Origin of the sequence: Marinilactibacillus psychrotolerans (assembly GCF_900101525.1) — a bacterium.
GTDB classification, from domain to species: domain Bacteria; phylum Bacillota; class Bacilli; order Lactobacillales; family Carnobacteriaceae_A; genus Marinilactibacillus; species Marinilactibacillus psychrotolerans.
On sequence record NZ_FMZD01000002.1, the window covers coordinates 108,200 to 134,530 of the forward strand.

Here is a 26,331-nt window from a genome sequence, read left to right on the forward strand (position 1 = left end):
TAAAATGAAAAAGATTTGGTCAAGTAGTATACTGCTAATGTTAGGGCTAATGTTAGCCGGTTGTGGAAATGAGCAATCAAATTCTGGAGAAACAGCAGAAAAGAAAACATCCAACAATACAGAACCTGAAATCATGACGGATAATTTAGGGAATGAAGTTGAAATTCCTGATAATCCTGAAAAAGTATTAGCTTCTTATTTAGAAGATTATTTAGTTGCATTAGATGTTACGCCGGTAGCGCAATGGTCAATATATGACGGAGAAAGTATTCAAGAATATCTCCAAGCTGATTTAGAGGGCATTCCGCTAATTCCTCATGATCTACCATATGAGTCGGTATTAGAATATGAGCCGGATTTAATAGTTATAAGGGATCCTATTGAACAAGATATGTATGATCAATATGCTCAGATTGCCCCGACTTATGTACTAAATTCTAGCCCGACAGAATGGCGAGCAACTTTGGAAGAAATTGGAGAAGTGTTGGGAAAGGAAGAAAAAGCGCAGTCGGTTTTAGAGAGTTATAAGGAAAAAGCAAAAGAAAAAGCAGAGGAATTAGCTGAAGTAGTAAAAGGAGAATCAGCTGCAGCTATATGGATGGTTAATAATAGTTTGTTTGTTGTCCACCCTGAGCGCTCAAGCGGAGCAGTTTTATATGAAGATTTAGGTCTTGAAATTCCGGAAGTAGTTTCAGAATTGTCTAGTGATGCAGACTGGGCAGCGATTTCTTTAGAAGAATTAGCAAAAATGAATGTTGATCATTTATTTTTTATAAACAGCGATGGACCTAATGCTGAAATGTTGGAAGACCGTCTCTGGCAAAATATTCCGGCTGTTCAAAATGAGCAAGTCTATGAGTTTGGACCGGAAACTTCTTGGTTATATTATGGACCGATAGCAAGTGAACAAGTAATGGACAATGTAGTAGAGAGTATAACAAATAGAGTTCAGTAATAAACTTAACTGAGTTATAGGGGAAGCTGAGAGTATGACGAAGATTGAAACACATACAATGTCGATTGGATATGGAAAGCGTAAAGTATTGAAAAATCTATCGTTGAAAATCCCAGAATCAAAAATCACATGTATCATTGGGCCTAATGGCTGTGGAAAATCCACTTTATTGAAAACTATTGCTCGGCTTCTGAAACCAACTCATGGAAGTGTCACTTTAGATGGGAAGTCTATTCATAAAGAATCTACAAAAGAAATTGCCCAACAGATAGCTATATTGACCCAAGCGCCGCAAATGCCAGAGGATATAACGGTCAAAGAATTAGTATCATATGGAAGAGCGCCTTATCAAAAAGGTTTTGGACAACTACAAGCTAAGGATTGGGAAAAAATCCATTGGGCATTAGATCAGTCCCAGCTGCTTAGCCAAGCAGATCGATCAGTCAGTGCCTTATCAGGTGGTCAAAAACAACGTGTCTGGATTGCGATGGCGCTTGCGCAAGATACAGACTGTCTTCTATTGGACGAACCAACCACTTATCTAGATATGGCACATCAACTGGAAGTCTTGCAGGTCTTAGAGACACTCAACAAGAAATATAAGCGAACGATTGTAATGGTTTTACATGATTTAAACCATGCTTCAAGATTTGCAGATCATCTGATCGCAATTCGTGAAGGGAAAGTGATGAAGTCCGGTACGCCAGAAGAAGTCATGCAACCGGATATTTTACGAACAGTCTTTGATATTGAAGCAAACATTGTAAAAGATCCGTATACAGGAAAGCCAACACTTCTGAGCTATCAATTAATAGAATAATAGAAAATAGTATTGAAAGAACGATAGAGGTAGTTATCGTTCTTTTTATTGTGTAAATAAATATTGAATCAATAGACTCTCAAGCATACTCTTTGGTATTCTGATACAACTTTGTTAAAGTAAGTTTAGAATAAAAGATGAAAGGAAGCGTTAAATAATGAATATACTAGTTGTTGGAGCAAATGGACAAATTGGAACCCATCTTGTAGAAAAATTAAAAAATACGGAAACGTATAAACCAGTTGCTTTTGTAAGAAAAGAGGAACAAGTGACTAAGTTTGAAGATAAAGGTATAGAAGCAAGACTTGGTAACTTAGAAAACTCAGTATCAGATCTTAAGAAGAGCATGAAAGATATTGATGCTATCGTCTTTACTGCAGGATCTGGGGGAAGTACTGGAACAGATAAAACCATGTTGATTGACCTTGATGGAGCTGTAAAAGTAATGGAAGCAGCTGAAGATATGAATATCAAGCGTTTTATCATGGTTAGTGCATTCCAAGCTGATGTACGAGAAAATTGGAGCGAAGAAATGAAACCATACTTTGCTGCTAAACATTATGCAGATAAATTCTTGATGAATAGTGACTTAAACTATACAATCATTCGTCCGGGAATGCTTGAAAATAAACCAGCAATTGGGAAAATAGCATTAACTAGAGCGCTAACTGAAGCATCTGATCCTATGACGATACCAAGAGAAGATGTTGCACAATTAATTTTAGAAGCACTGGAAAATGACCGCACGTTTCTGCAGTCTTTTGATGTAACAACTGGTGACCAAGAAATTACAGAAGCATTAAAAGGATTATAAAATATAGACACCCACTTTCTCAGGCGAGTATAATCGCTTGGGAAAGTGTTTTTTTGTGTGATGAGGAGAAGCTCTTGATTTTAGCATATGGAAAAGGAAATAAAATGAACAATAAAACCCGTTAAGTTGAATCTGAATAAAAATCTAATTAAATATAGAAATGGAGATACTCAATTAGAAAAATCAATATGAAAGAGCAACAATGCCTAGACAATAAAATAATTTACACAAATAAAATGTTGATATGATAACCCCAAAATTTAAGAATCAGTTTAGATTTTCTCAAATGAGTGCAAAGAGTAGGTAGAATGATATAATAGAAATAGATTAAGAAAATTAAAACCATGATTTTTGAAGGGAAGTTTAATAATGAAACAGTTCAAAATAAAAATAATTAAAACATTAACTATTATCACTACAATGACATCAGTAGCATTTTTAGGAGATGCAAATGTTGAAGCAGCAGAAGGAATCGACACAAGTGTCGTGAATGAAGCTTGGGGTCTGCCTACATATGTGTATGGTGGGGGGTTGAGTGACGAGCAGATTCAAGAAACAGCAGATATTCTTAAGATAGATAGCATGGAAAATGTTGCCAGCGTAGGTGTTACCGGGGAGGATTTACAGAATTACTTAAATACCGGTTCTGGTAATACAGCAAGTATGATTTCGTCTGTATTGGTACAACGAGAAGACGAAGGAGAAGGCGTCGATGTATTGATTGAAACGCCGGATGATATTACAGAGATTACTCAGGAACAATATGCAAATGCTGCTATCACAGCTGGTGTTGAAGATGTAACGATTATGGTGGCAAGTATTCGTCCCGTAACAGGAGAAAGTGCACTGACGGGTATCTATAAAGCTTTTGATGTGAATGGGGAAGATTTGGATCAGGACCGTATGGAAGTAGCTCAAGAAGAATTAGAGACTACTAACCAGATTGCACAGGAAAATAGTGGAGATTCAGAGTTTGATACTTCTAGATTTGATCAGGCTATTGTTGAAATTAAACAACAGCTCGCAGAGTTGAAAGAACAACAAGGTGAATTGGCAACAAGAGAAGATATTGAACAGATTATAAATGATGCATTAGAAAATAATAACTTGCAAAATGTGATTACTCAAGAACAATTGGACCGCTTGCTGTCATTCTTTGAAACGTATCAACAAACAGGCGCGATTGATTCGGATCAAGTGAAAGAACAGTTAGGAAAATTATCAAGTGATATCCGTTCAAAATTTGGTGATGCTATTCAAGAAGCTGAAGATAGTGGTCTATTTGACAAAATAGGGAATTTCTTTCGTTCAATCTGGGATGCTGTAGCAGGAATATTTAATTAAATAGATAAAAGCACGTTACTCTATATACGAGCAACGTGCTTTTTGGTTTAGTCTATTAAGTTAACTAAGAAGTATTTCTTTTTACCACGACGGACAATCACAAATCGATTCTCAAAACTATCTTTGTCTGATAAAACATAATCAGTATCTTGGATTTTTTCTCCTTTAATGGTAATCGCACCATTTTTGATATCTTCACGAGCTTGTCGACGAGAGGGTTCAATTCCGGTTACATCGACTAAAAACTCAACTAAATGGTGATTGCCTTTAGCAGCTTCTGAAGAAGGCACATCTTTAAACGTAGCTTCGATCTGTGCAGCTGTCAGGTCTTGTATCTCACCAGAAAATAAAGCTTTAGAAATTTGGATAGCTTCGTCCAAAGCGTCTTGACCATGAACAAATCGTGTCATTTCTTCGGCTAATGTTTTTTGAGCAGCACGCTTATGAGGTTCGGCTTCAACTTGCTCAGCTAAAGCATCCACTTCGTTTTTAGACAGGAAAGTAAAGTATTTCAGGTATTTCACAACATCACGATCATCTTGGTTAAACCAGAACTGGTAGAACTCGTAAGGTGTTGTTTTTTCAGGATCCAGCCATATAGCGCCATCAGCTGACTTACCGAACTTTGTTCCGTCTGCTTTGAGCAACAAAGGAATTGTCAGACCAAATGCTTTGGCTGCTGATCCAGATTTTTTACGAATCAGGTCAAGTCCCGCCGTGATGTTACCCCACTGGTCAGATCCACCGATTTGAAGTTGAACATTTTCATTCTGGAACAAATGTAAAAAGTCGACAGACTGAATGATCTGGTAACTAAATTCAGTAAATGAGATTCCTTTATCCATCCGATTCGCCACAACATCTTTTGCCAGCATCGTATTGATGTTGAATTCTTTACCATAATCTCTCAGGAAATCAAGAAAATTAAGATTGCTCAGCCAGTCGTAGTTATTGACTAATTTGATACCGGAATGCTCTGAACCTGCTTCAAATAAGTTACGCATCTGGTTGCCCAGTTTTTCAGCATTCAATACGATTTTATCCATTGTTTGTAAAATACGTTCAGAATTTCGTCCACTTGGGTCTCCGATTGAACCTGTTCCACCACCGATAAGAATAACAGGTTTGTGTCCAGCTAACTGAAATCTTTTCAGAATCATAAATGGAATCAAGTGTCCAACGTGCATGCTGTCACCAGAAGGATCTATCCCGCAGTATAAAGAAATACTCTTTTCTTCTGTTAGTTCCTTCAAGCCTTCTTCATCTGTCTGCTGGTTAATGGCTCCGCGCCATTCGAGTTCATCTAATATATTCATGGTCCATCTCCTTTGATTTAACTTATTTATTATTATTTATCTTGAACTACGTCTACGTCAAATTAATCTCCACTTATCCCTCATCTATTTATTAAGGTTTCTTAGAATAAGAGTAAGATGTTATTCGAGATATATAATACACCGAAGCACAAAATCCATTTAGTATCATCATTCAATAGAATCATCTCTTTCGATGAAATGTGATTTTTGAGCATAAAAAAATCCCCATAAAAAGTTTATACTTTTTACCGGGACGAACAGTGCCGTGGTACCACCCTGATTAAAATGGACGAAATAGACCATTTTCACTTATTCCCATAACGCTGGGTAGCGCCTTTACTAGGAAAGCTCCAGAGTGTAATTCATTTAATCTGTATATGCGAATTTCCAGCAGCCATTCGCTTTCTAAGACAGTGACAGATAAACTACTATGCCCATTCATCGCTTATTTGCATTATATATAAATTTCAGTATAATTTATTAAAAATCATTAGTCAACATTGGATATGGATTTTTTGAAAACAGTAAACTAATTATAAACAAAACTTAGTTAAAAAAGGATTTCATGTGTTAATCTGGGCAAAGCAGTTCTTTACTACTTCTAGGTATGCTAAAATAAATAATGATAGATATTCGCGGAAAGGAAGACGGTTAGTGGTAACGAAAAGACAAGAAACATTTAGATTAGAAGTAAAACCGAAAGCACCAGAAAATTCTCAAGTCATATGGGAACAGTACCGTTTTACAGTATTAACACCTGCGATGGTTAGAGTGGAGTATGATCCGAATGAAACATTTGAAGATGCTGCTACACAGACAGTTTTAAATAGAAATTTTGAGACGCCTGAATATAAGTTAAAAGAAACAGATGAATTTATTGAAATCATCACTACCCATGTTCATCTGAATTTCCATAAAGAATCAGGAGGATTTACAAAGAATAATTTAAATATTGAAGCATTAGGGAATTACAGTTTATACCATAGTACTTGGTACTTTGGAGATAAACCCGATACATTAAAAGGTACAGCCCGCACTTTGGATTTTTCGGATGGACCGATTGATTTGGAAGAAGGGTTGATGAGTAAGAACGGCTTTTCAATCATTGATGATAGCCATTCAATGAAGCTGCTTAATAATGGATGGGTAGAAAAACGAGAATCTAATATCATTGATATTTATTTCCTGGGATATGGTAGAGACTATTTAGGTACCTTAAGAGATTATCATCACCTTACAGGCAAGACACCTAAATTGCCTAGGTACGCTCTAGGGAACTGGTGGAGCAGATACTATCCGTATTCAGAAAATGGCTATAAAAAGCTGATCAGAAAATTTGGAGAGAAGCAAATTCCGTTTTCAGTAGCCGTATTAGATATGGATTGGCATGTTACAGAAGTTCCTTCAGAATACGGCTCTGGATGGACAGGATATACATGGAATAATGAATTGTTTCCTGATCCAGAAGAATTTTTGGGATGGTTGCATGAACAAGGTCTTAAAACGACATTGAATCTGCACCCCGCAAATGGCGTACAGCCTTTTGAAGAAATGTATGAACCAATGGCAAAAGAATTAGATGTTGATACAGAAAACGGAGAGCCGATTAACTTTGATATTGCTGATCCTGAATTTTTGAATGCGTACTTTGAATATTTACATCATCCCCATGAAGAAATTGGAGTCGACTTCTGGTGGATCGACTGGCAGCAAGGCAGTGTTACCAAAGTAGAAGGACTAGACCCGTTATGGATGTTGAATCATTATCATTATTTGGATTTAGGCAGAGGTGAAAACCGATCATTAATTTTTTCTAGATATGCGGGATTAGGTTCACATCGATATCCAATTGGATTTTCTGGGGATACGGCTTCGACTTGGGAAGCTTTGAATTTTCAGCCTTATTTCACATCAACTGCTTCAAATGTAGGGTATAATTGGTGGAGCCATGATATTGGTGGCCATATTGGTGGAGTGAAAGACAGTGAACTATTTATCCGGTGGGTACAGTTTGGCGTCTTTTCTCCAATTAATCGACTGCATAGTCAAGACGGAGAGTTCAGTGGAAAAGAACCTTGGCGTTATGGGTTGAAAGCTGAAAGAATTGTGACCCAGTTTATGCAATTACGACACAAACTGATTCCTTATTTATATACAATGAATGTTTTAACCCATACAGATAACTTTCCGTTGATTCGTCCGATGTACTATCACCATCCGAGAGAAGAAGAAGCATATGAAGTGCCAAATCAATATTTCTTTGGGACACAGTTGCTAGTTGCACCTATTACAACACCACTACGAGGAGATTTACGTCTTGCACAAGTCAAAACATGGCTCCCAGAAGGTATGTGGATTGATTTCTTTAATGGACGAATGTATGAAGGTGGCAGGGTATTAGATGTCTACCGTCCGATTTCGACAATGCCGGTTTTTGCCAAAGCAGGTGGAATCGTTCCTATGGATCAATCTTTTGATAATAGCGTAGATAATCCTCAAAAAATGGATGTACGTATTTTTGCTGGAGCTGACGGTAGTTTTACAATGTACGAAGATGATGGTCTAGGTAAAAATGATGAACATGCTACGACTAAATTTTCTCTGAAATGGCACGAAGAAGATACTGATTGGTCTTACTTCCAGATTCAAGAACCAGAAGGAGACTGGGAATGTCTGCCGGAAAAAAGACAGTACACTTTGACATTTGTGGGGTTCTCATACGATGAGGTTCCTGAAGTATATGTAAAAGACAAATTAGTGGATGTCAATTTTACTAAAAGAGGGAAATTTACTACTGTTGAAATTCCTGAACAAGAAATTGATTCCTGGTATTTCGTTAGATTTAGAGGAGTATCAGCTAAGAAAAATGATATGTATGGAGAAATTTTCAGATTTTTAGATCGTGCACAATTATCGACTAGCTTGAAAGAGAAAATTTATACGACTGTTCGTAAGAGTCGAAATAGTGCTAGAGTGATTAGTGGGCTACTTGCTTTGGATATTGATCCTGATTTACTTGAAGCACTAAGTGAATTGATTTGGGCTAATCCAGGAGATATAGAGTGATAAAGGAATGACACAAATTAGGGACTAGAGTGAAATCTAGTCCCTTTTGCTTCTTATGAAAACAAAGTATACAATAATGGTAAGAAATTTCTACCCCAATTTATTTGTATATTGAAAGACACTTTGCGATCCAACGTGATATAGTGGTAAAAATCCTTTTTTAGAAAGCGAGTTTATCTATGAAGAAAGTTGTGTTTTTTGATATTGATGGCACACTGGTCTCAAGACAAAATTATATCCCTGAATCTACTAAAAGAGCGATCAAAGAACTTAAAAAACGGGATATTTTACCTGTTATTGCAACGGGTCGTGCGACTGTGTTGTTAGAGGAAGTTAAAGATGAATTAGAGATAGACAGCTATATTGCAATGAATGGACAATATATTGTCCTGGAAGGTAAGCCTATTTATACTAATCCTATTTCGGAGGATCTACTAGTCAAGTTGATGGAACAAGCTTCAGAAGATAGAAAAGGGATTGTTTTATGTGGGACGGAAGATATTTTTAGTAATTCAATCATTTCTTTAGTACAAAGAAGTTCGATATTGAAAGTACTCAAAAGTATAGGGAAAATTATTCCTAATAAAATTCAGATGTCCTTATTCAGCCGTTTGATTCGTAAGCCACCCAAACCCGAAGATTATAAAGGAAAAGATATCTGTCAAGTAATTCTTGAAATTCGAGAACAAGACGAAGCTGCTTATAGAGAGAATTTTCAAGAGCTTCATTTTACGAGATCAAACGATTATACAATTGACGTAATCAGTTCAGGAGTTTCTAAAGCTACTGGAATAGAGCGAGTAATTCAAGCGCTTGGTGTTGATCTAGAAAACACATATGCTTTTGGAGATAGTCTGAATGACTTAGAAATGATCCAATACGTTGGAACAGGTGTCTCTATGGGCAATGGTTGGGATGAACTGAAAAAAGTGGCTGATATGATAACAGCAGATGTTTCAGAAGATGGAATCGAAAAGGGTCTGAAAAAGTTGAACTTGATTCCTTAAAACAATTGTTAGAATGACTGTTCTCTTTAAGAGGACAGTCATTTTTAAATAAAAAAAACAAAATATACATTTCAGGATGAAGGTGTTTTTCGCACCTTCATTCTGCTGTTTTTGTATGCTATACTATTTAGGTATATCGAACAGGGAATACTTATTTAAGAAGAATTATCATGCTGCTGAAGCAGTACTTCAATAAATAAAAACTTATGAGTTATAGAATCTAATTATCTAGGAGGACACAGAATTGTCTGAACAAAATTCATTTTATATTACTACACCAATCTATTATCCAAGTGGTAAATTGCATATAGGAAATGCTTATACGACCATTGCTTGTGATGTAGTGGCTCGCTATAAGAGGCTACAAGGATTTGATACTTTTTATCTAACAGGAACTGATGAACATGGACAGAAAATCGAAACAAAAGCTCAAGAACTTGGTCAAACACCTCAGGAATATGTAGATGGTATGGCAGAAGGAATACAAGAGCTTTGGAAGACACTTGCAATTACAAACAATCAGTTTATTCGTACCACGGATTCTTACCATAAAGAAGTTGTTGCAAAGATTTTTGAGAAATTATTAGCGCAAGGGGATATTTATCTAGGAGATTATGCAGGCTGGTATTCTGTTTCGGATGAAGAATTCTTTACAGAAACACAACTAGAGGAAGTTTACCGTGATGCAGAAGGTAATGTGACGGGTGGAATTGCACCAAGTGGACATGAAGTAGAATGGGTGAAAGAAGAGTCTTATTTCTTCAAGATGAGCAAATACGCAGATCGTTTACTTGAGTATTACGAAAATCATCCCACCTTTATCTTGCCAGAGTCAAGAAAAAACGAAATGATTAATAACTTTATTAAACCTGGATTGGAAGATTTAGCGGTGTCTCGTACCACATTTGATTGGGGAATTCAGATTAAATCAAATCCGAAACACGTTATCTACGTATGGATCGATGCACTGACAAATTATATTACTGCATTAGGTTATGACCCCGATTTAGGTGGGTTTGACGATCAACCGGAACAATTCAAAAAATTCTGGCCGGCTGATGTACAAATGGTTGGAAAAGAAATTGTACGATTCCACACGATCTACTGGCCAATTATGTTGATGGCGCTGGATCTCCCGTTGCCGAAACAAATTTTTGCGCATGGCTGGTTATTAATGAAAGATGGAAAAATGTCCAAATCAAAAGGAAATGTTGTTTATCCTGAATTTTTGGTAGAACGTTATGGACTAGATGCATTGAGATATTATTTAATGCGAGAAGTAACATTTGGCAGTGACGGAATTTTTACGCCCGAAGAGTTTGTCAATCGAATGAATTATGATTTAGCTAATGATTTAGGGAATCTGTTGAATCGTACAGTTGCAATGATCAATAAATATTTTGATGGACATGTGCCGACGTATAATGGTGACGTTACGGAGTTTGACGAGATTCTTCGTCAGACAGCTACTCAAAGTATCACAGAATATAACCAGCATATGGATACCATGCAGTTCAGTTCTGCTTTAGCTTCGGTCTGGACATTGATCTCACGTACAAATAAATATATAGATGAAACAAAACCTTGGGTATTGGCTAAGGAAGAAACAAGTCGTGAAGAATTAGGGAGTGTCATGGCGCACTTAGCTGAGAGTTTAAGAGTTGCAGCGATTCTATTACAACCAGTACTAGTAGAAACACCAGCGAAAATTTTTGAACAATTAGGTATAGATAAAGAAAATTCAGGATGGGATACAGTAGCGTTTGGACAGTTTCCAGCGGATTCTAAAGTCACGAAAAAAGGCGAGCCAATTTTCCCTAGATTAGATAGAGAAGAGGAAATCGCAGCTATTCAAGAAGCAATGTCTGGGAATGCTTCGAGTGTAGAAACGAAAACTGAAGAAGAAAACTGGAACCCAGAAGAAATACAGCTATCATCTGTTAAAGAAAAAGAAATCAAATACGATACCTTTGATAAGGTAGAGTTGAAAGTTGCTGAGATCATTAGTTGTGAGAAAGTTGAAAATGCAGATAAGCTATTGAAGTTTCGGTTAGATGCAAATGATGAAGGTGGACATCGTCAAATCTTATCAGGAATTGCTGAATACTATCCTGAATTTGAGCAGTTGATTGGCAAAAAAGTCGTGATTGTTGCGAATCTGAAACCACGGAAAATGCGCGGAGAAATCAGCCAAGGTATGATCTTGTCTGCAGAGGATGAAGATGGAAATCTGACTATTGTCGACGCACCGGCGCATATGCCTAATGGATCCATCGTTGCTTAAACTTTTATGAATCAGACAAAGAGCTAGGCTAAACCCTAGCTCTTTCATTTGTTTTTAAAAGTGCATCTAAGTGAGGCATCTGGTAGTATGAAGATAACATAGTATAAAGGAGAAGATCATTAAATGTTTTTTGATACACATACTCATTTAAATGTAGATAAGTTCAAAGGTGAAGAAGCAGAATTGATAGCAGAAGCAAAATTGCATAATGTAAATAAGATGGCGATAGTAGGATTTGATGCCCCTACTATTGAAAAGTCATTAGAATTAAGTCGTGATTATGAAGATGTTTATTCTATTATCGGCTGGCATCCAACGGATTCTGATACGTATACAGATGAGATAGAACAGATGCTGATTCAAAAGCTGCAGTTACCTAAAGTTGTTGCAATGGGAGAGATGGGACTCGATTATTATTGGGAAAATGTTCCTAAAGAGATTCAACATGAAGCATTTAGACGGCAGATCAGAGTAGCTAAACAATTGAATCTTCCGGTTAGTATCCATAACCGTGATGCAACAGAAGATACGTATAAAATCTTGAAAGAAGAAAAGATCGAAAAAATCGGTGGGATTATGCATAGTTTTAATGTTAATACCTATTGGATGGAAAAATTTCTGGATCTTGGTATGCACATTTCATTAAGCGGTGTCGTAACATTTAAGAATGCGCCTGAAGTTAAAGAAATAGCTAAAGCAGTACCTTTTGATAAATTACTGATCGAAACAGATGCACCATACCTGTCTCCAATGCCTTATCGTGGCAAGAGGAATGAACCGAGCTATGTACGTTTTGTAGCAGAAGAAATTGCCCGGTTAAGAGATATTTCTATTGATGAAGTTGGAGATCAGACTACTATGAATGCTGAAAAGCTTTTCAGATTAATTTAGATAGGAGCTCCAGATTTTGAAAAAGATCAATGAAGTGATTGTCGTTGAAGGAAGAGACGATACGAAGCGCATTCGAATGGCGGTTGATGCAGATACAATCGAAACCAATGGTTCAGCGATTGATGAAGAGACATTAACTAAAATCGAACATGCTCAAAAGAAACGCGGAGTAATTGTTTTTACAGATCCAGATGTGCCTGGGGAAATGATTCGTAAAACAATCTCAAGAAGAATACCAGGTGTGAAACATGCTTTTTTAAATCGTGAAGAAGCAAAACCGAATAAAAAAGGTAGTTTAGGAATCGAACATGCTTCTATTGAAATAATTCAAAAAGCACTAGAAGGATTATATAATGAGCGACCAGAAGCTGAACCAACGATAGATCGATTATTTTTACTAAATGAAGGACTAATGGGAAAGCCCCATTCTAAAGAACTTCGAATAAAATTAGGGAATGAATTGAGAATTGGTTATACCAATGGAAAACAATTGGAAAAAAGATTGAATATGTTTGGGATCACACAAGAAAAAGTTGAAAAAGCTTTAAAGAAGATCAGAAAGGAGGAAGCAAATGAGTGAGTATAAAGATATTGCAACACCAGCTCGAACCAAAGCTATATTAGATAAATATCGGTTATCTGCCAAGAAAAGTTTAGGTCAGAATTTTATAGTGGATACGAATATATTAGAAAAAATTGTAGCTACTGGATCAATCGATAAAGAAACAACAGTAATCGAAGTCGGTCCGGGAATTGGCGCTTTAACGGAACAGATTGCGAAGAAGGCAAAAGAAGTCATTGCTTTTGAAATTGATGACCGACTGCTTCCTGTTTTAGAAGATACGCTATCACCATATAATAACGTGAAAATCATTCATCAAGATATTTTGAAAGTAGATATGAAAGATTTTGAAAAAGAATACCTAAAAGAAGCAGAACGGGTTGTTGTCATTGCAAACTTGCCTTATTACGTAACGACGCCCATTATCTTAAATTTCTTAGCATCATCACTTCCAATAGACAGTATGGTACTGATGATGCAAAAAGAAGTAGCCAATCGTTTATCAGCAATTCCGAGTACCAAAGCATATGGATCATTATCAATAGCGGTTCAATATTATATGGATGCAGAGGTCGCTTTCATCGTGCCTAAAACAGTATTTACTCCGCAACCGAATGTGGAGTCAGCAGTCATTCGGTTATCACGCAAAGCGATTCCCGAAGTTGTCGTCAAAGATGAAAAGGTCTTTTTCCAAGTAACTAGATCGGCCTTTGTCCAAAGACGGAAAACACTTTGGAATAATCTTCAGAGCGCATATGGGAAAGAACCAGATATAAAAGAGAAACTTCAAAAAGCTCTGGACACTGCCAGGATTGATCCGATTAGAAGAGGAGAAACTTTGTCACTTAAAGAGTTCGGCCGTCTTTCAGATGCGATAGTTACTCAAAATCTTGAGTTTCAACAACAAAACAAATAATCATTTTATAATTTATTTACAATGAAGACTTTCTTATAAAAAGAGAGAGTCTTCTATTTTTTTACAAAACAATATAGATTCATTGATTAAAGAGAAAATAGTTCGGATATAAGGAATTGAATAAATACGTAATAGCTATATCTTATCGTGTGATAATAAGGAGATTAGTCACTTAATAAATAAATTATCTAATTATTTTAAAAAAACAAATAATTTTGAAGAGGAATATATTAACTTGAGAATTAAAGATATAGAAATAGGTTAAACTGTAAATTTATTGTTAAGTTAACATGTTTTTTGTGTTCAGGTAAATGAATTGATGGAGATGTTCATTAATTTTTTACTTAATCGATTATTTTAGACACTTATTAAGTACGCTAGAGATTATTATTTAGGGGAGATTATTAGAAAAAAACCATTTTTAAAAACTGTATTGGAAAAAACCTTTTCCTTTCAAATAAACTTTTAATTTTCGGTTTTTTGTGTTATACTTAATTTATAACTTTGTGAGGTGAATAGATTATGCCAATTACTATAGCAAGTATTAAGCAAAATCTTGACGGTCAGTTAGGTAAACAAATCAAATTGACAGCTCAAGCCGGACGGAAGAAAACCACAGAACGTAAAGGAATACTGACAGATACATTTCCAGCGGTATTTATTGTGGAATTAAATAAAGATGAAAATGCATTTGAACGTGTTTCATATAGTTATGCCGATGTCTTAACACAAACTGTTGAATTAGAATTTTTAGGAACTGAAGTTTAATCAAATTATTTAAATATGTACTTAGCTTATGAATTAAAGCCCGATTGTGAGGCTTTTTTTAATACCTGAGGCCAGACATGAAAAATAAAAAACTGTCTATCACTTTGTTTGTTAGTGATAGACAGTTTTTTAGTCTTTTGGAGCTACTACTTCAACTTTGATCCTATCTGGATCTTCAAAGTAAACAGCATAGTGCATATTTCCTCCAGCGTACGGATGCTGATCTTTGTATAGAACATTAATTCCGCGATTTTCTAAGCGAACCGTTAAGTCATCGATTTGTGCGCGTGATTCTCCATGAAAAGCAAGATGATTCAATCCTACTCTACATCTATGATAAGGGATATCTAAAAAACGTTCCTCAGTTTGAACGAATACGATGTAGGTTTCGTCCAGTTTCCAGCTTCGGCCTTTTTCCCATTTTTGAAAGGGTTTATATCCTAACGCTTCAAGCAACCATCCCCAAAACTCAACCGTGCGATCTAAATCTGAAACATATAATTCTAGATGATGTAGTACTCCTTTTGACATCTTCAGTTCTCCTTATCACTTGATACCTTTAATGATAACATTTATATCAGCAAGCGCAATCCGTTTCGCAACAAGATAAGTCGTTCAAGAACATCTGGTAATCTTTGTACAACTGCAGTTCTGCTTCATCTATCGAGATACCTTCTCTAGAAGCAATTTCATTTGCTATAAAAGCAAAACGCTGACGGTATTTATAGATAAAACATAAGATTACGCCTTCGTGCTCCACTTGAGAGCCAACCATGAACAAATTCGGCGATAGCGTAGACTCATCCCATTCATTTAAAACTGCTCGATTTCCTTTTACATCAAAATAATCTTTGATTAAAGGGGACTTGACATTGGAAAACCCAGTGGCAAGAATGGGCGGCGTTTCTGACATAAAAACAGTACCATCGTCTGTAGTCAGATAGTAGCTCTGTTCAAAGGGCGTGATTTCCTTGATTTTCACTCCTGAATGAATGGTAATTAAGTCAGCATATTTTCTGTAACGGCCTTTTGTATACAAGGACAAAGATTGACTAGGATCAGATGATTCTGAATCTATACCAGCAGTATGTGTATAAATGATGGAACGTTTACCACGACGGGCTAATTGAATCGCTGCATCAAACCCAGATTCATTTCCTCCAATAATAGAATAAACAGATGAATCTTTTAAATGAGTATAGTCTCCTAAGTTAGTATAGAAGATTCCATGTTTACTGCCAATAACTTTATTTACATCCGGATAGGCAACATCTCCTAAGGCCACAATTAAATAATTTGTTTCATAATCGTTTTGTTCACTTGATAGTAAATAACCATCTTCTTTTTTGTGAATTTTGAGGATTGTTTCATTCGTTATAACAGGTATCTGAAAAAATTCAGCTACTTGCTGTAAATAGTCTGCGTAATCAACACCGGATAGATGCTCTTTATCAATAAACTTTCCTGGAGAGGTATCTGGAGTAATAGCATTATAATCAGGAAATCCGAAACCGTTAGTATTAAAAGAAGGGGTGATAAATCGGGTTTCAGTATTCCAGTCAAGAAAAGATTGACCGATCTCGCCTTTATCGATAACTTGTATATCTTCAATTCCTAGACGCTTCAAAGCAGTAGCAGTTCCGATACCGGCTGCGCCTGCTCCGATGATTGTCACAAGTGACTTAGTTTTCATAAACGATTTCCTTCTTTCTAAATAAGATTAATTTTGTAAGTGATATAGAAAATTGTGCACCTATGAGTGAGATTAGTAGCGTAAAAGCTAGTCCCAAAAGTTCTATTAACGGAAAATTAGTTAAGTTTCCTCCTGAAACCAAACCAGTCTGGCCATTAGGTGTGAAAATTGGATTAGCAAAAAGTATCAACCCAATTGTTCCAATTATTCCACCTATTCCATTCAAAATAAATGAATCGACAGGATCGTTAATGAGTGACTGATTGCGGTAATAACAAGTAATCAAACCACTGATGATAGAGGTAAATAAAATGGCAAGAGGAGAAGCGTACCCGACTAAAGCGGTACTTGTAACTAAACCGACCATCATACCAGTCAGCAAGTCTTCACTGACCACTGATTTCCATTGGAGTAACAGGTAGCCCGACGAACCTCCGATAATAGCTAAAATTGTGTTCAAAATAACTAAGCCAGTTAACTCGTTGACTGTTCCCAAAGGGCCTAAATTGAATCCAAACCATCCAAAGCAAATTAAAGTAGTTGCAATATAATTTACTGGCAGATCCGAACTTCTTTCTTGTACTTCAAGGGGGTCGTCAGTAAATTGATGTGCCAAAAGTAAGCTCGTTACACCAGCCGTAATATGAACTACTAATCCTCCTGAGAAGTCCAGAGCACCTAACTGACTTAAAAATCCATTAGTATTCCAAAAACTAAAAGCAATAGGTACGTATACAACAAGCAGCCAGATTGGAATAAAGACTGTAAAAAATTTCCAGTCGACTTTGTGTATTAAGGTACCTATGAACATGCCGGCTGCATATAAGAAAAAGCAGGCTTGCAATACCATATTTAATATGAGAGGTCCGTCTCCTTGTTGGATACTTGAGAAATAAGAATCGATGCTTGAAAAAAAAGAACTTTCAATACCAAAAGTAAGCACATAACCAAATAGCATCCAAGCCATAAAAGCTGTAAACAGACCGACAGATGTCATAGTGAGTGTTTCACTGATGCTGGTCTCTTTCGAACTGCTTCCGTATAGAATAGGGACACTAAACAACATCGGCCACATAATTAGAATACATAAAACGACAAAAAGTATATCTACCACTTTGTTTTTCACTCCTAAATTTATTTAAAACGTAACGATTACGATTTAGAATCCAGTATAGCATACCTTGTCAAGTGAATGTTTGAGGGCTTTTATTTATAGAGGTAGTTTATAAAATAAATAATTAGCCGGTTTAGAGGTTATAAGCGTCTTCTTTTTATATTTAACATGAATTTCGATAAACTGTATTTAAAGAACAGAGCAAGTTAGGAATAAAAATATGTTTAGAAAGGAGAGAAGAATTGGAAATTGTAGAGAAAGCACCGGCAAAAATCAATTTGACCTTAAATGTATTAAATAAAAGACCAGATGGATTTCATGAAATGAGAATGGTTATGACCTCCGTTGATTTGTCAGATCATCTTACATTTAATGAACGTAATGACCAGCAGATAACTTTAACTTCAAATGCTGCATTTATACCCCTGAATAGAAAAAATATTGTATATCAAGCAGTTCACTTATTGAAAGAACGATATGAAATCCAAAAGGGAGTTGATATTAATATTGATAAGCAAATCCCTGTAGCTGCTGGACTGGGAGGAGGGAGTAGTGATGCTGCAGCCACTTTGAGAGGGCTTAATCGTCTCTGGGAGCTTGGGCTTACTCTAGAAGAACTAGCGCTTATAGGAGAACAATTAGGTTCTGATGTGCCTTTTTGTATATACAATAAGACAGCTTATGCAACAGGGAGAGGAGAGGTGATCAAACTAATCCATGAGATTCCACAGTGCTGGGTGATTTTAGTGAAGCCTCCTAAAGGTATTTCAAGCTGGACTGTTTTTGAAGAATTAGACTTAGCATCACTTCCTCATTATAATCACGATAAGATGATTGAGGCCATTAATGAGAATAATTACGAAGAAATGATTCGATACGCCGGAAATGCTCTGGAAGAAATCTCTGGAAAATATCGGCCTGATATCAAAATGATCAAAGGAAAGATGGAAAAGTTTGGAGCAGATGTAGCGATTATGAGTGGCACAGGTCCTACGGTATATGGGTTGACGCAAAAATACTCAAAAGCACAGAGAATTGTTAATGGATTGAAAGGTTTCTGCAGAGAAGTGTATCTGGTTAGAACATTGAAATAATAGAGAATTAAGCTAGGTTGTGTATCTGAAAAAAAGATGCACACCTTTTATTTTTTGAAAAAGATTATTGACAGAAAGTTCTTTTCCCTGTAGTATTTTAAATCGTAGCGATTACGATTTGCAAAAAATGGAAGAGGATGAGGATATAAGTGAATAGATTGGTTAAGTTTTCAGGGATTTTATCTGTAGGAATGCTTCTAGCAGCATGTCAGGATACAGGTGCAAAAGATGCAAATGGAGAAAATGCATCATCAGATAAGAATAGTCAAGAGAGTGCTGAAACAAGTGCAGTAGCTGTTGAAGGGATAGCAGACCACTATCATACAGGAGACGAAGTAGAACTAACTGCAGTACCAGAAGAAGAGACAGAGCTTACAAGCTGGCAATGGTATATAAAAGAAGATGAAGCAAGTGACTGGGAAACTATAGCAGGAATGACTTCTGATGTCTTCTCTAGAGAAGCGACAATCAGCGGGTTACAAGTTAAAGCGGAATTACTTAATGAAGAGGATAAAGCAGTTGCAGAATCAGAACCAGTTGAAGTAGTAATAGATGACCATGGGGCAAATGATGAAGTCGGAAGAAGAATTTATAATGGGTTCTTCTATAATGATGAGATTGAAGACCGTACATTAGCGGATTGGGAAGGCGAATGGCAATCGATTTATCCATATTTTGAAGCTGGAGATTTGGATGTAGTATTCGAGGACAAAGCAAGCCATAGTGATACAATGAATGCTGAAGAGTATAAAGAATATTACAAAATAGGATATGTAACAGAAGTTGACGGTATGAAAATTGAAGACAACAGCTTCACTTTCCAAAACGCCGACGGAACTGAAATGACAGCGGAATATGATTATGATGGCCATGAAGTGCTTGAATATGAAAGAGGAAATAGAGGTGTCCGCTTTATTTTTACTCGCGTAGGTGGATCAGAAGAAATGCCACAGTACATTCAGTTCAGTGATCATTCTATTGCACCGCAAGATGCTACTCACTTCCATATTTACTGGGGAGACAATAAACAAGAATTGTTAGACGAAGTAGATAACTGGCCGACATATTACCCCATAGACTGGAATAAGGAAGACATTGTAAGAGACATGTTTGCGCATTAAGAAAGTTTATAAACTTTCCATTGACTTTGACAGGTGAAAGGTGATAAAGTTTAAATCGTAATGTATACGATTTTGACTTGTTTAAACTAATTTTATAGATAAGTAATTTGGATATAGTGCTACTTTCAGTTTTTTGAAAGGGCGCTGTATTCATGTAAAAGGTAAGCTAAAAGGAGAATTAAATATGAAATATAAATGGTTAAGATCTGCAATGCTGACACTGGTTGCAGGAACAGCGTTGACAGCATGTTCAACTGGAGAGACTGAAAAAAATTCTGCTGAAGAAGACAAAGTATCGATTGTTACTTCATTTTATCCAATGTATGAATTCGCAAGTCAAGTAGCTGGTGATCGAGCAGACATCACAATGATGGTCGGTGGCGGGGATGATCCTCATCATTATGAACCCAGTGCCAAAGACGTTGCCACTGTCAATGAAGCTGACTTATTTGTTTATAGTAGCCCGGAAATGGAATTTTGGACAGAAAGCCTGTTTGAAACAGTTGAAAATGATGATTTGAAAATTGTCAGTGCAGCAGAAGGAATAAATCAGCCTGTACACTCTGAAGAAGAGCACGATCATGCTGAGGAAGAAGTTGAAACTGGAGCCATTACAATTAAAGGTGCAGCCGAGCACTATCATAGTGGGGATATGGTCGAATTAACAGCGGGAATGGAAGGGAACACTTCTCTAGATCATTGGCACTGGTACACTCGTTCTAACGAAGAAGCAGAGTGGGAAAACATTCCAGATGAATTTGATTCTGAATTGAGCTACTTGGTTCTTGATGAAAATTTTGAAATTAAAGCAGAGCTTTATGGTGAAGATCATGAAGTTTTAACTGAATCAGAACCTGTTACCATAACAGTAGATAATCATGAAGGTGAAGAAGCGCATGATCACGAAGCTGAAGTTACAGAAACATCAGGAGACGTAACAATTGCCGGTTTAGCTGGACACTACCATACTGGTGATACAGTAACGATCGTAGCTGAGACAGAAATTGAAATCAGTGAATGGCAATGGTCAACACGTGAAAACGAAGAAGCAAAATGGTCCGTTGCCTCTGATCAGACAACCGAACAATTTAGTGAAGAAGCAGGTACAGAAGGTTTCGAACTTCAAGGAGTCGGACTTGATTCGGAAGGTAATGAGGTTGTAAATACTGGAACAATAGAAATTATGGTTGAGAATCATGAAAATGAAGATCCACACAGCTGGCTTGACCCAGTATTGGTTCAGGAACAAGTCAATGAAATTCGTGATGCACTGATTGAAATCGATCCTGAGGGAGAGGAAATATACACGGAAAATGCTGCAAACTTTAACGATAGATTAAAAGCTCTTGACCAAGAATTTCAAGAGGCATTCGAAGGAGCAGAAGACCGTACATTCGTTGTTCAACATCAAGCGTTTGGATATATTGCAGAACGTTATGACTTAGAACAAATCGCAGTTGGAGGTTTATCTACAGAAGTAGAGCCGAGCCCTTCAAGAATTGCAGAAATCGGCAAGTTGGTTGAAGAGTACAATGTACCAGTAATTTATTACCAGCAAGGCTCAGACTCATCAATCGCTCAGACGATTGCTTCTGAAACAGGCACAGAAACAGCCGTTCTTCATGATCTGGAAAGTCTTTCTGAAGAACTTCAATCAGAAAACTTGGGCTATATCGAAGCAATGGAACAAAATATCGAATCCTTGAAGTTAAGTATCAAGTAAACTAAATAAGAAATCGTGAGGACCACCTTTTAGGCTTATACAGATAAAAAGCGTGTGTCCTTTTGTTCCTTTAGAATATCTATTGCAATGCTCACAGTATTAAAGTAGAATACCGAAAGAGAGCGCAACGCTCTATGGAGAGGGTGTAAAAATGCAATATATAGAAGTAGATGATCTTGCTTTTCATTATGAGAATGAACCCGTGCTGGAGAACATTTCTTTTGAAGTGAATTCTGGAGAATTTGTTATGCTGACTGGCGAAAATGGCGCGGCCAAAACAACGCTTTTACGAAATATACTTGGACTATTGAACCCATCTAAAGGGAATGTAACCTTATCAAAGAAAAATAGACACGGCAAAAAGCTGGTCGTTGGATATGTACCGCAACAAGTAGCTTCTTTTAATGTAGGGTTTCCAAGTACTGTACTGGAGCTTGTGCAGTCGGGACGTTACCCTAGGGGGAAATGGTTTAAAAGATTGAACACTGAAGATAAAGAACATGTTCGTCGTTCGCTGGAATCAGTTGGAATGTGGGAAATGCGCAATAAAAAAGTTGGAGAACTATCTGGTGGTCAGAAGCAACGTATATCGCTAGCGCGCGTTTTTGCTACGGATCCCGACCTTTTTGTCCTGGATGAACCAACTACTGGTATGGATGTTCAATCGAGAGAAGAATTTTATAAGTTATTAAAACATAACAGTGAAGTGCATGGTAAAGGCATCTTGATGGTGACACACGATCATGACGAACTGAAACAATATGTAGATAAACATATTGAACTGATCAGAAAGGAGAATTCACCTTGGAGATGTTTTTCTATGGATTTATGCAAAGAGCCTTCCAAGCATCATTCCTCATTTCATTAATAGCGCCTATACTTGGTCTGTTCTTGATCTTGCGTAGACAATCTCTGATGGCAGATACTCTTTCACATGTTTCTCTTGCCGGAGTTGCTTTAGGAATGCTGATAGGCGTAAACCCAACGGTCACGAATATTCTGGTTGTTGTTGCGATCGCTATTTTATTAGAATACCTCAGACTGATCTATCGCTCTTATTCAGAGATTTCAATCGCTATTTTGATGTCTGGTGGGATGGCTGTGGCATTAGTTTTAATGGGATTGAATGGTGGCGGTGCTACCTTGACAGTCGACCAGTTTTTATTCGGGTCGATCGTTACGATCAGCCAGGAACAAGTCTGGATGCTGCTTACCTTAACAATCATTATCGGGATACTCTATTCAATTTTCCGTAAGCCAATGTATATTCTGACATTTGATGAAGACACAGCCTTTACTGCTGGACTACCAATTAAATTAATGTCTATTTTATTTAACGTATTAACGGGTGTAACCATAGCAGTCATCATGCCAATCGTAGGAGCGCTGCTAGTATCTGCAATACTGATTTTACCAGCCGCTATTTCGATGCGTCTAAGCAAAAGTTTTACAGGGGTTATATTGATTGGAATTGTGATTGCTGTTTTTGGAATGATTACAGGGCTCATATCTTCTTACCAATATGGAACACCACCGGGAGCAACGATTACGCTAATCTTTATAGGCGTATTTGTAGTCACGCTCGTTTTTGAAAAGTTTAAAGTAAAGAAAAAATCAATCTAAATAAAGTTCAAATCAGTGCAGATTTCTAGGGCACTGATTTTTTTCTTTGAACCTAAACATATAACTTTAAAACAAAGAGGAGCGGCGAATAAGTAGTTAAACAGATAGATTTATATTCAAATGAGACATTTTCAAGAAAGATTCCTTTCATAAGGAATCTTTTTTTGCTTGAATCGGAAAGATAGGCTTGACGGAAAGCGGAAAAGAGGGTAAGATGTAAAACGTAACGTTTACGATTTAGAATAATTATGGAGGGATAATATTGGCTAAAAAAAGTAAAATCGAAAAACACAAACGACAACTTCGTACCGTAGAGAAATATGCAGCCATTCGAAAAGAATTGAAAGAGAAGGGGGACTATGAAGGACTCTCGAAACTACCTAGAGATGCTTCCCCAACAAGAATTCAAAACCGTGACAGATTAGATGGTCGTCCGCATGCGTATATGCGTAAATTTGGTTTATCCCGAATTAATTTTAGAAAATTAGCGCATGAAGGAAAGATTCCTGGCGTTAAAAAAGCAAGCTGGTAATCTGTCGAATCTGAAGTCACAAGCAGATTGAAAGGATGATTTATTTGCAAAAAATACCTGTTACGATTATCACTGGGTTTTTAGGATCTGGTAAGACGACTGTGATCAACCAGTTGCTCCAGCAACCTCATCAGGAAAGAATTGCAGTGATCGTAAATGAATATGGAGAGATTGGCGTAGATCATCAGCTCGTCATTAATAGTGAGGAAGAAATTTTTCAGATGAACAATGGCTGTCTATGTTGCACTTTGAGATCTGACCTGTCTAACGTTTTGCATTCGATTCTTGAAGTTTCAAAGGAACAGGAGACTGTTTTCGACCGGATCATTATCGAAACAACAGGTTTGGCGGAACCTGGCCCGATTGTTCAAACCTTTTTCCGTCTTCCTTATCTACAAGAGTATTTTGTGATTGATAGCGTGATGACTCTGGTCGATGCCGTTAACGGACTTCACCAGATTGCACATTACGAAGAATCTGTTGATCAGATTGCTTTTGCAGATAAAATATGGCTGACAAAACTGGATGAAGCAGACAGTCGCGCAGAGTATTTTTTGAGACAAAAATTAGTATCATTGAACCCACATGCTGAAATTGAGAGATTAGACAAGACTGATTTACCTTTTGATCATTTTTTTGGACAGCAGCTTTTCGAGGCTGCTAATCTTAGCCATTTGGATGAAGCAAAAGAAGACAGCTGTGAAATCAATCAAACGGATACTCACTTTCATGATCATGAAGAGTCGGGTGAACATCATCACAGTCATACTCATGCAATAACCAGTATTTCCTTAAGAACAGACCGGCCCCTGCATCCAGTTAGGCTAGACGAATGGATCAGCGAACTCGTCATGACATTCAATATGGATCTTCTGAGATATAAAGGAATCTTGCAATTATATGATGAACCCAACAAAATAGTCTATCAAGGAGTCAATATGGCGATGCAGTTTTATCGAACAGAACCTTGGGAAAATGAGAACCGGGAATCTGTACTAGTATTAATAGGAAAAGATTTACCCGAAAAAGAAATAAAACGTTCATTTAAAGCTTGCATTATGGACGAAGAACTGATTAAATAAAGAGAGGAATGTTTATCAACATGCCTGAAAAAACTGACTTAGCAACTGCACGCAGAATGATGAAAAGTCCTAATAAGAAAACAGCCAGACGTGGACTTAAAATAATTAAAGAAACAAAACGCTTAAAAAGAGGCTTGAAGAAATAGGAGGTTTGACCCATGAGAGTTAATATTACTATGCAATGTGTTGAAACAGGAGAAAGACTGTATATCACAACGAAGAATAAAAGAAATAATCCTGAAAGACTTGAATTAAAGAAATATTCTCAGAAACTACGCCGTAAATCATTATTTAGAGAAGTGAAATAATCTTTCTTATATGAAATTTATAAATAAACTTTGAAGCTACTAGTTAGCTCAAAGTTTATTTTTTTCTTTTTTATTAAAAAAATGTTACAATTTTGTTGATAGTTATTTATTAGTATAAAAGTATATATTTATTTATTAGAATTTAAAAAAGTAAGAGTCTGAAATAGTGGCACTTTATGGAGGATAATATGGCGATAATTGAAGATTTGTTTATCAATGTTTGTATAGTTACAACCCTTGTATTTGTGTATATGAAAATTAGATGGGGTCATGCAGATAAAAAGAAAAATATTAGAGTTTCGTATTTGATCGATGGGCTATTAGGTGGAATTCTGGGGTTAATATTAATGGAATTTTCGATTAGAGTTACAGATGAAACTATTGTGGATTTAAGATATATTCCGATATTATTAATGTTGCTTTTTGTCGGGAAACAGCCAGCTTTTATTACAACTTTCTCAATTACTCTTTTTCGTTTTCTGTTTGGATTTAATCTTTCCTCATATACTGCAATTTTTTTTAACGTTACCATAATAATCGGATTTTTAATTATAGATAATTTAAAGAAAAAGGAAGAAGATTTTTTAGTTAAGGGTATGTATATGGTCGTCTATTCTAATATTGTGATTGTTTTTTTCTTATTTTATTTAATTCGTGATATAAGTGTGTTAATACCATTATCTATTATATACTTTATCGTTTCTACTATAGGTGGATTTATTTCAATTTTTTTAATGAGATATTTACGAACTTCGGAATATCTATATAAGAAATATGAAAGTGAATCTACGATTGACTTTCTAACGGGGCTGAAAAATGTAAGAAATTTTGAAGATCTTTGGAATTATTCTATAAAAATGACAAAGCAAAAGGAAATACCTCTTTCGTTATTGATGTTAGATATTGACCATTTCAAAAATATTAACGATACATATGGTCATGGCAATGGAGACTTTGTGCTGATGGAGATCTCTCGCATAATGGAAGAAGCAACCTCTGAAATAGGGACTGTTTTCAGAAAAGGAGGGGAAGAATTTGCTATTATTCTTCCTGGGGTGGCTAAAAATCAGGCATTAGATATAGCAGAAAAAATCCGGGTTACAGTTGAAAGACATCAATTTAGCATAGATAAGAATACAAGGATTATGGTGACAATATCTATTGGATTAATTAGTTATCCAGAAACGACAACAGAACTGGATCTTATGGTAGAGGATGCAGACGCTGCTTTATATCTTGCGAAAGACAGTGGAAGGAATCAAGTCGCTTTTTAAATTGTTTAGAAAGGAAGGTTTAAA

At 36.4% G+C, this 26,331-nt stretch carries 25 protein-coding genes and 1 other annotated feature; of the genes, 21 read left to right on the forward strand and 4 right to left on the reverse strand.

Annotated elements, in window-relative coordinates; all coding sequences use genetic code 11:
- Window positions 1-4 precede the first annotated feature (4 nt).
- The 4 genes from BLT22_RS01605 to BLT22_RS01620 all read left to right on the forward strand — a co-directional run bounded on the left by BLT22_RS01605 (window position 5) and on the right by BLT22_RS01620 (window position 3,933).
- Window positions 5-955, forward strand: a complete 951-nt coding sequence (locus BLT22_RS01605) for an ABC transporter substrate-binding protein (RefSeq protein WP_236048747.1) — start codon at window positions 5-7, stop codon at window positions 953-955.
- Between the two features lie 34 nt (window positions 956-989).
- Window positions 990-1,775, forward strand: a complete 786-nt coding sequence (locus tag BLT22_RS01610; RefSeq protein ID WP_091759951.1) for an ABC transporter ATP-binding protein — start codon at window positions 990-992, stop codon at window positions 1,773-1,775.
- A gap of 157 nt (window positions 1,776-1,932) precedes the next feature.
- A complete protein-coding gene (locus BLT22_RS01615) occupies window positions 1,933-2,589 on the forward strand; it encodes an SDR family oxidoreductase (RefSeq protein WP_091759954.1) in 657 nt (218 codons plus the stop codon).
- A 369-nt stretch (window positions 2,590-2,958) separates the two neighbouring features.
- Entirely contained in the window at window positions 2,959-3,933 is a 975-nt protein-coding gene (locus BLT22_RS01620) for a DUF1002 domain-containing protein (protein WP_091759957.1), read from the forward strand.
- A 47-nt stretch (window positions 3,934-3,980) separates the two neighbouring features.
- Here the strand turns inward: BLT22_RS01620 and tyrS are convergent, their stop codons facing one another.
- Window positions 3,981-5,249, reverse strand: coding sequence for a tyrosine--tRNA ligase (tyrS, locus tag BLT22_RS01625; protein WP_091759959.1), 1,269 nt, complete (start codon window positions 5,247-5,249; stop codon window positions 3,981-3,983).
- A gap of 246 nt (window positions 5,250-5,495) precedes the next feature.
- Window positions 5,496-5,700, reverse strand: a binding site (T-box leader).
- Window positions 5,701-5,903: 203 nt separating this feature from the next.
- Here tyrS and BLT22_RS01630 point away from each other — a divergent pair.
- The 7 genes from BLT22_RS01630 (at window position 5,904) to BLT22_RS01660 (ending at window position 14,743) form a co-directional block, all read left to right on the forward strand.
- Window positions 5,904-8,315: a glycoside hydrolase family 31 protein gene (locus tag BLT22_RS01630; protein WP_091759962.1), complete on the forward strand. Its 2,412-nt coding sequence runs from the start codon at window positions 5,904-5,906 to the stop codon at window positions 8,313-8,315.
- A 179-nt stretch (window positions 8,316-8,494) separates the two neighbouring features.
- Complete coding sequence (locus BLT22_RS01635; protein WP_091759964.1) at window positions 8,495-9,322, forward strand: Cof-type HAD-IIB family hydrolase; 828 nt, start codon at window positions 8,495-8,497, stop codon at window positions 9,320-9,322.
- Between the two features lie 244 nt (window positions 9,323-9,566).
- Window positions 9,567-11,606, forward strand: a complete 2,040-nt coding sequence (metG, locus tag BLT22_RS01640; RefSeq protein ID WP_091759968.1) for a methionine--tRNA ligase — start codon at window positions 9,567-9,569, stop codon at window positions 11,604-11,606.
- Window positions 11,607-11,729: 123 nt separating this feature from the next.
- A complete protein-coding gene (locus BLT22_RS01645; RefSeq protein ID WP_087058748.1) occupies window positions 11,730-12,497 on the forward strand; it encodes a TatD family hydrolase in 768 nt (255 codons plus the stop codon).
- A 16-nt stretch (window positions 12,498-12,513) separates the two neighbouring features.
- Window positions 12,514-13,077 carry a ribonuclease M5 gene (rnmV, locus tag BLT22_RS01650; protein ID WP_087058750.1) on the forward strand — a complete coding sequence of 188 codons (564 nt, stop codon included), beginning with the start codon at window positions 12,514-12,516 and terminating at the stop codon, window positions 13,075-13,077.
- Window positions 13,070-13,975, forward strand: coding sequence for a 16S rRNA (adenine(1518)-N(6)/adenine(1519)-N(6))-dimethyltransferase RsmA (rsmA, locus tag BLT22_RS01655; protein WP_087058752.1), 906 nt, complete (start codon window positions 13,070-13,072; stop codon window positions 13,973-13,975). The genes rnmV and rsmA overlap by 8 nt, the downstream gene beginning before the upstream one ends.
- A gap of 522 nt (window positions 13,976-14,497) precedes the next feature.
- Entirely contained in the window at window positions 14,498-14,743 is a 246-nt protein-coding gene (locus BLT22_RS01660; RefSeq protein ID WP_087058754.1) for a Veg family protein, read from the forward strand.
- A gap of 129 nt (window positions 14,744-14,872) precedes the next feature.
- Here BLT22_RS01660 and BLT22_RS01665 read toward each other — a convergent pair whose 3' ends face one another.
- The 3 genes from BLT22_RS01665 to BLT22_RS01675 are packed head-to-tail and all read right to left on the reverse strand — an operon-like array spanning window position 14,873 to window position 17,550.
- Window positions 14,873-15,274 carry a VOC family protein gene (locus tag BLT22_RS01665; RefSeq protein ID WP_091759971.1) on the reverse strand — a complete coding sequence of 134 codons (402 nt, stop codon included), beginning with the start codon at window positions 15,272-15,274 and terminating at the stop codon, window positions 14,873-14,875.
- A gap of 46 nt (window positions 15,275-15,320) precedes the next feature.
- A complete protein-coding gene (locus BLT22_RS01670) occupies window positions 15,321-16,436 on the reverse strand; it encodes an NAD(P)/FAD-dependent oxidoreductase (protein WP_091759974.1) in 1,116 nt (371 codons plus the stop codon).
- On the reverse strand, window positions 16,426-17,550 hold the full coding sequence (locus tag BLT22_RS01675; RefSeq protein ID WP_091759979.1) for an ammonium transporter family protein: 1,125 nt from the start codon (window positions 17,548-17,550) through the stop codon (window positions 16,426-16,428). The genes BLT22_RS01670 and BLT22_RS01675 overlap by 11 nt, the downstream gene beginning before the upstream one ends.
- Window positions 17,551-17,792: 242 nt before the next feature.
- Between BLT22_RS01675 and ispE the strand changes: the two genes are divergently transcribed.
- The 10 genes from ispE to BLT22_RS01720 all read left to right on the forward strand — a co-directional run bounded on the left by ispE (window position 17,793) and on the right by BLT22_RS01720 (window position 26,307).
- Window positions 17,793-18,644, forward strand: a complete 852-nt coding sequence (gene ispE / locus BLT22_RS01680) for a 4-(cytidine 5'-diphospho)-2-C-methyl-D-erythritol kinase (protein ID WP_091759982.1) — start codon at window positions 17,793-17,795, stop codon at window positions 18,642-18,644.
- 149 nt (window positions 18,645-18,793) lie between these two features.
- Window positions 18,794-19,765, forward strand: a complete 972-nt coding sequence (locus BLT22_RS01685) for a ZinT family metal-binding protein (RefSeq protein WP_236048745.1) — start codon at window positions 18,794-18,796, stop codon at window positions 19,763-19,765.
- A 184-nt stretch (window positions 19,766-19,949) separates the two neighbouring features.
- Window positions 19,950-21,488, forward strand: coding sequence for a metal ABC transporter solute-binding protein, Zn/Mn family (locus BLT22_RS01690; protein WP_143020612.1), 1,539 nt, complete (start codon window positions 19,950-19,952; stop codon window positions 21,486-21,488).
- 151 nt (window positions 21,489-21,639) lie between these two features.
- Window positions 21,640-22,356 carry a metal ABC transporter ATP-binding protein gene (locus BLT22_RS01695; protein ID WP_091759986.1) on the forward strand — a complete coding sequence of 239 codons (717 nt, stop codon included), beginning with the start codon at window positions 21,640-21,642 and terminating at the stop codon, window positions 22,354-22,356.
- The gene (locus tag BLT22_RS01700) at window positions 22,293-23,111 is read left to right on the forward strand and encodes a metal ABC transporter permease (protein ID WP_091759990.1); all 819 of its coding nucleotides are present in this window, start codon (window positions 22,293-22,295) and stop codon (window positions 23,109-23,111) included. Before BLT22_RS01695 ends, BLT22_RS01700 begins: the two co-directional genes overlap by 64 nt.
- 262 nt (window positions 23,112-23,373) lie before the next feature.
- Window positions 23,374-23,643: a 30S ribosomal protein S14 gene (rpsN, locus tag BLT22_RS01705; protein WP_087057043.1), complete on the forward strand. Its 270-nt coding sequence runs from the start codon at window positions 23,374-23,376 to the stop codon at window positions 23,641-23,643.
- Between the two features lie 44 nt (window positions 23,644-23,687).
- A complete protein-coding gene (locus BLT22_RS01710) occupies window positions 23,688-24,725 on the forward strand; it encodes a CobW family GTP-binding protein (protein WP_176935264.1) in 1,038 nt (345 codons plus the stop codon).
- Between the two features lie 20 nt (window positions 24,726-24,745).
- Window positions 24,746-24,871 carry a putative metal homeostasis protein gene (locus tag BLT22_RS12285; protein ID WP_171034356.1) on the forward strand — a complete coding sequence of 42 codons (126 nt, stop codon included), beginning with the start codon at window positions 24,746-24,748 and terminating at the stop codon, window positions 24,869-24,871.
- A gap of 12 nt (window positions 24,872-24,883) precedes the next feature.
- Window positions 24,884-25,033 carry a 50S ribosomal protein L33 gene (rpmG, locus tag BLT22_RS01715; protein WP_091759996.1) on the forward strand — a complete coding sequence of 50 codons (150 nt, stop codon included), beginning with the start codon at window positions 24,884-24,886 and terminating at the stop codon, window positions 25,031-25,033.
- Between the two features lie 188 nt (window positions 25,034-25,221).
- Complete coding sequence (locus BLT22_RS01720) at window positions 25,222-26,307, forward strand: GGDEF domain-containing protein (protein WP_176935266.1); 1,086 nt, start codon at window positions 25,222-25,224, stop codon at window positions 26,305-26,307.
- Window positions 26,308-26,331 lie beyond the last annotated feature (24 nt).

Bases quoted from the DNA above. Each gene is read 5' to 3' on its own strand.
- BLT22_RS01605 (WP_236048747.1), top strand. From the start codon at position 5: ATGAAAAAGATTTGGTCAAGTAGTATACTGCTAATGTTAGGGCTAATG.
- BLT22_RS01610 (WP_091759951.1), top strand. From the start codon at position 990: ATGACGAAGATTGAAACACATACAATGTCGATTGGATATGGAAAGCGT.
- BLT22_RS01615 (WP_091759954.1), top strand. From the start codon at position 1,933: ATGAATATACTAGTTGTTGGAGCAAATGGACAAATTGGAACCCATCTT.
- BLT22_RS01620 (WP_091759957.1), top strand. From the start codon at position 2,959: ATGAAACAGTTCAAAATAAAAATAATTAAAACATTAACTATTATCACT.
- tyrS (WP_091759959.1), bottom strand. From the start codon at position 5,249: ATGAATATATTAGATGAACTCGAATGGCGCGGAGCCATTAACCAGCAG.
- BLT22_RS01635 (WP_091759964.1), top strand. From the start codon at position 8,495: ATGAAGAAAGTTGTGTTTTTTGATATTGATGGCACACTGGTCTCAAGA.
- BLT22_RS01645 (WP_087058748.1), top strand. From the start codon at position 11,730: ATGTTTTTTGATACACATACTCATTTAAATGTAGATAAGTTCAAAGGT.
- rsmA (WP_087058752.1), top strand. From the start codon at position 13,070: ATGAGTGAGTATAAAGATATTGCAACACCAGCTCGAACCAAAGCTATA.
- BLT22_RS01660 (WP_087058754.1), top strand. From the start codon at position 14,498: ATGCCAATTACTATAGCAAGTATTAAGCAAAATCTTGACGGTCAGTTA.
- BLT22_RS01665 (WP_091759971.1), bottom strand. From the start codon at position 15,274: ATGTCAAAAGGAGTACTACATCATCTAGAATTATATGTTTCAGATTTA.
- BLT22_RS01670 (WP_091759974.1), bottom strand. From the start codon at position 16,436: ATGAAAACTAAGTCACTTGTGACAATCATCGGAGCAGGCGCAGCCGGT.
- BLT22_RS01690 (WP_143020612.1), top strand. From the start codon at position 19,950: ATGAAATATAAATGGTTAAGATCTGCAATGCTGACACTGGTTGCAGGA.
- BLT22_RS01695 (WP_091759986.1), top strand. From the start codon at position 21,640: ATGCAATATATAGAAGTAGATGATCTTGCTTTTCATTATGAGAATGAA.
- BLT22_RS12285 (WP_171034356.1), top strand. From the start codon at position 24,746: ATGCCTGAAAAAACTGACTTAGCAACTGCACGCAGAATGATGAAAAGT.
- rpmG (WP_091759996.1), top strand. From the start codon at position 24,884: ATGAGAGTTAATATTACTATGCAATGTGTTGAAACAGGAGAAAGACTG.
- BLT22_RS01720 (WP_176935266.1), top strand. From the start codon at position 25,222: ATGGCGATAATTGAAGATTTGTTTATCAATGTTTGTATAGTTACAACC.